4 protein-coding genes are annotated in these 4,823 nt (G+C 70.5%); all 4 read left to right on the top strand.

All coding sequences use genetic code 11. From position 1 onward, the window contains the following. On the top strand, window positions 1–551 hold a 551-nt coding region (locus tag B2P18_RS14480; protein ID WP_286961360.1), incomplete at its 5' end, for a restriction endonuclease. 187 nt (window positions 552–738) lie between these two features. Further along, window positions 739–2,211 carry an MFS transporter gene (locus B2P18_RS14485; protein ID WP_286961361.1) on the top strand — a complete coding sequence of 491 codons (1,473 nt, stop codon included), beginning with the start codon at window positions 739–741 and terminating at the stop codon, window positions 2,209–2,211. Window positions 2,212–2,221: 10 nt separating this feature from the next. After that, a complete protein-coding gene (locus B2P18_RS14490) occupies window positions 2,222–2,767 on the top strand; it encodes a universal stress protein (RefSeq protein WP_286961362.1) in 546 nt (181 codons plus the stop codon). Between the two features lie 93 nt (window positions 2,768–2,860). Further along, window positions 2,861–4,774, top strand: a complete 1,914-nt coding sequence (locus tag B2P18_RS14495) for a M13-type metalloendopeptidase (protein ID WP_286961363.1) — start codon at window positions 2,861–2,863, stop codon at window positions 4,772–4,774. Window positions 4,775–4,823 lie beyond the last annotated feature (49 nt).

The following is a 4,823-nucleotide window of genomic DNA, read 5'->3' on the forward strand; positions in this document are numbered from 1 at the left end:
CCTACCCCTGCAGCAGTCCCGCGCCTGAATACGGCTTGTCCCCCACCCTGGACGAGGAAGAGCCCAATGCTGACCGGATTCAGCAGCATACCCAGGACTTCATCGTGCGGACGCTGCACCGCCGCCTCACTCACGAACAGTTCGAGCTCTTCACCACCGATCTGCTCCGCGTGATGGGCTATCAGGCCCGCACCACCAGCTACTCGCAAGACGGTGGCGTTGACGTGATCGCCCACAAGGACCGTCTCGGGCTCGAGGCCCCCCTCATCAAGGTTCAGTGCAAGCACACGACCGTCAGCCAGGGGGCACCCGAGGTCCAGCGGCTCGTGGGCACGCTGTCGCAGGGTGAGGTCGGGCTGTTCGTGACGCTAGGGACGTACACAAGGGAGGCCCAGGCCATGGAGCGCATGCGTCAGGACCTGCGCCTACTCAGCGGCTCCGACATCACCGCGTTCATCCTCGGCCACTACGAGTCGCTCCCGACCCGATGGCGGGACATCATCAAGCTCCGCCGGGTCTACGTGGTGGACCTGCCGCCCGAGGAGCAGTGACGTTCCTACACCGAGAAGTGGTGGTGGAGCGGGGCCCACGGGCCGGTGATCGGAACGACTCGGTGCGTCGTCGGAAGTCTTTTCGGCCGCAACCCCTGCGCAGGTGACTCAGGGGGCGTAGGTTGCCGGACGGGTCGATACACGTCGACCTGAACTCCCCCTGTGAGCTGAACGGAAGGAGGCACCCATGACGGCTGCTGCATCCACCGAGGACAAGCCGGTCCGCAGCATGATCCCGGCGCGCATGGACAAGATGCCCTGGTCGCGCTTCCACTGGATGGTCATCTTCGGGCTCGGCACGGCCTGGATCCTCGACGGCCTCGAGGTCCAGATCGTCGCTGCCGGAGGCTTCGAGAAGTCGCTCGGGATGACCCCTGCCCAGGTCGGCCTCGCCGGCACGATCTACCTGCTCGGCGAGGTCGTCGGCGCCCTGACCTTCGGGCGGCTCACCGACACCCTGGGACGCAAGAAGCTGTTCGTCCTGACGCTGTTCGTCTACCTGGCCGGGTCCGCGCTGGCGGCCATCTCCCCCAACATGTGGATCTTCCTGGTCTGCCGGTTCATCTCCGGGGCGGGCATCGGTGGCGAGTACTCCGCGGTCAACTCGGCCGTCGACGAGCTCATCCCGGGCAGGTACCGCGGGCGCGTCGACCTGGCGATCAACGGCACCTACTGGCTCGGCGCCGGCCTCGGTGCCGCCGCGAGCGCCTACTTCCTGGCCGAGGGCCGCTTCGACGACAACCTCGGCTGGCGCATCGCCTTCATGCTCGGCCCGATCCTCGGCCTCGGCATCATCTACCTGCGCCGCCACATCCCCGAGAGCCCCCGCTGGATGCTCACGCACGGGCGTGGTGACGAGGCCGAGAAGATCGTCTCCGGCATCGAGCACGACGTCGAGGCGCAGGGCAAGGAGCTGCCGCGCCTGTCCGAGGACCAGGGCATGTGGATCAAGCCTCGTGAGGGACTCACGGTCAAGCAGCTGCGCTACGTCTTCTTCACGATGTACCCGACGCGCACCTTCCTCGGCGCGACGCTGATGATCACGCAGTCCTTCCTCTACAACGCGATCTTCTTCACGTACTCCCTGGTGCTGCAGAACTTCTACGGCCTGTCGGCGGCCAGCGCGGCGATCTACTTCTTCCCCTTCGCCGTCGGCAACCTGCTCGGCCCGCTGCTCCTGGGTCCGCTCTTCGACACCGTCGGACGCCGCAAGATGATCGCGGGCTGCTACTCCTTCGCCGCGATCGTCCTGCTGATCTCGGCCTGGCTGTTCCAGGGCGACATGATCAACGCCTGGGTGCACACCGGCTTCTGGTGCCTGGCGTTCTTCTTCGCGTCCGCGGGCGCCTCGGCCGGCTACCTCACCGTCTCCGAGATCTTCCCCCTCGAGGTGCGCGGTCAGGCGATCTCCTACTTCTTCGCGATCGCCCAGGTGTTCGGCGCCATCGGGCCGGTGTTCTACGGCTGGCTCATCGGCGAGGGCAAGGACCGTACCCCGATGTTCTGGGGCTACGTGATCGCGTCGGTGATCATGCTCTTCGGCGCCTTCGTGGCGGCGAGGTGGGGCGTCGACGCCGAGGGCAAGTCCCTCGAGGAGATCGCGCCACCGCTCACGAGCTATGACGAGCAGGGCAACGAGACCACGAAGCTCCCGGTGTGAGGAGGCTGCCATGACCGAACGTCCGTACACCGTCGCCGTCGGCGTCAGCGCCACCTCCGGGTCCCCGGCCGCGCTGGCCTGGGCCCGGGACCAGGCGGAGACCCACGGGGGCGAGCTGGTCGCCATACGCGCCTGGAAGGTCCCCTCGCCGCAGGCCACACCCTCCGGCATCTCGTCCGGCCGCGTGTCGGTCGCCGAGGACGTCGAGGACGAGGCGATGCGATCCCTCGAGGCGGACGTCGAGGCTGCGCTCGGTCCTGACCACGGCGCCCGGCTGATCCTCGTGCGGGGCGGCAAGCGCAAGGCGCTGCTCGACGCGGCCGAGGACGCGGACCTGCTCGTGGTCGACGCCCCGCGCGGGCTGCCAGCGACGGGCACCGCGTTCGCGCAGCGGCTGGTCTATGCGGCGGCCTGCCCGGTCGTCGTGATGCCGCCGCGCGTCTCCGGAGAGCGTCCGGGCGTGCTGAGCCGGGCGGCGGGAGCCATCGGCCGCGGTGCGCTGAGGGCGGCCGCCACGGCGGGGCGCCCCGGCTACCGGACACCTCCCCCGGGCTGATGCCCCGCGAGTGATCCACGACACCGGTAGCCCCGGCCCACCACGGGCCGGGGCTACTCTCGTCTCGTCCGCCGCGACCATGGGAGCCCCGCGATGACCCTGCCCCTCGACGAGCTGTCCACGACCGTCAGACCGCAGGACGACCTGTGGGAGCACGTCAACGGGCCATGGGCCGACTCCGACCCGATCCCCGCCGACCGCGCCCGCTGGGGGCTGTCCGACTCCCGGCGGGCCGAGGTGGCCCGGCAGCTGCGGGAGCTCGTCCGCGACGCCGACCCCGCCTCCTCCTCGCCCGAGGAACGTGCCGTGGCCCGGCTGTATGCCGCCGCGACCGACCTCGAGACCCGGGACCGCCTCGGCTCGGACCCGCTGCAGGACGAGCTCGCCGCCGTGGCGGCCACCCGCTCGATCGACGAGCTGCTGCGAGTGCTCGGCGAGCGCCGGCGGGAGGGCGTGCCGGGGTTGTGCGAGGTCTATCTCCTGCCCGACGCCACCGACCCGACGACCTGGTCGATCCACCTCTTCCAGGGCGGGCTGACCCTGCCCGTGCCGCCGCTCTATGCCCGGCTGGAGGGCGAGGTGCGTTCTGCCGCCACCGATCTCGTGGCGGCGTGCGGGCTGCCTCCCGACGTGGGGCAGCGGGCGATCGACCTGGAGCTTGCCATCGCGCAGGTGTCCTGGGACCGCCCCGACGGGGACGACGACGAGGCGCTGACCAACCCGATGAGCTGGGACGACCTGCGTGACCTGGCCGGCGTGGACGTGCTGCCGCTGATGCGCGGGCTGGGTTGCGCCGACCCGGAACGCCTGCCGCTCAACGTCTGCCAGCCCAAGTTCTGGGCCGGTGTGGGGCGATTGCTGCGCGAGCGGTCCCTGGAGGACTGGCAGGCGTGGGCGCAGTGGCGGATCGTCGACGCGCGAGCACCGTTGCTGTCCGCGGCGATCGGCGCCCGCCACCACGAGCTGCACGGGCGAGCGCTCTCCGGTCAGGCCGAGCAGGCACCGCCCTGGCGCCGCGCCGTCGAGATCGTGCAGCAGCACCTCGGGATGCCGCTCGCCCGCCTGTGGGTGGAGCGCACCCTCGACCCGTCGGCGCGGGACCGCACGCTCGGGCTCGCCGAGCGGGTCCGGTCGAGCTATCGCCTTGTGCTGCAGGGGTGCTCGTGGCTCTCCGACGAGGCCCGGGAGCGTGCCGTGGCCAAGGTCGACGCGGTGGTACTCAACATCGGGTGGCCGCGGGAGTGGCCCTCGCTCGGCGACCTCGACCTGCCCGACGGGGATCTGGTCGGGGCGGTCCGAGCGGCGGCGCGTCGCGAGCAGGATCGCACGTGGGACAAGGCAACTCGGCCCGTCGACCGCGAGGAGTGGGGACCAGCGCCGACGACCGTCAACTGCCTCTACAACCCCATGCTCAACCAGCTCACGGTGGAGGGCGCGAGCCTCGCCGCACCGTCCGCGTTCGAGGACCCCGCCGTGCTGCTCGGGCGGTATGGCTCGATCATCGGGCACGAGCTCGGGCACGCGCTGGACTCCCGCGGCTCGCAGCGCGACGAGCTCGGCCGGGTGCGGGACTGGTGGTCGGCGGACGACCGAGCCGCCTTCGAGGAGAGGGCGGCTCGGGTCGTGGCGGACGTCGACGGTTGTCACCCGCGCGGCATCGAGGACGCCGTGGTCGACGGTCGCCTCGTCGGGTTCGAGGTCGTCGCCGAGCTCGTCGGCTACCAGATCGCCTGGGACACCTATGCGTCCATGACCACGGCCGACGAACGTGCCACACCCGTCGACGGATTCACCGGCGCCCAGCGCTTCTTCCTCGCCAAGACCTACGGCCGGCGGGGGATCGACCGCCCCGAGACGGCACGGGCGCGCCTGCACGGCGACGTCCACCCGCCGTTCGAGGTCTTCGCCAACCTCGCCCGTCACCTCGACGCCTTCCACGAGGCTTTCGCCACGCGACCGGGCGACGGCATGTGGCTGGACCCCGAGGATCGCGTCCGCGTCTACTGACGGGCGGTTCCGGCATACCCCCCGAAATATCCACAAGGACAGTTGCACA

It is taken from the genome of Arsenicicoccus sp. UBA2120, from assembly GCF_002330965.1.
Lineage (GTDB): Bacteria > Actinomycetota > Actinomycetes > Actinomycetales > Dermatophilaceae > Arsenicicoccus > Arsenicicoccus bolidensis.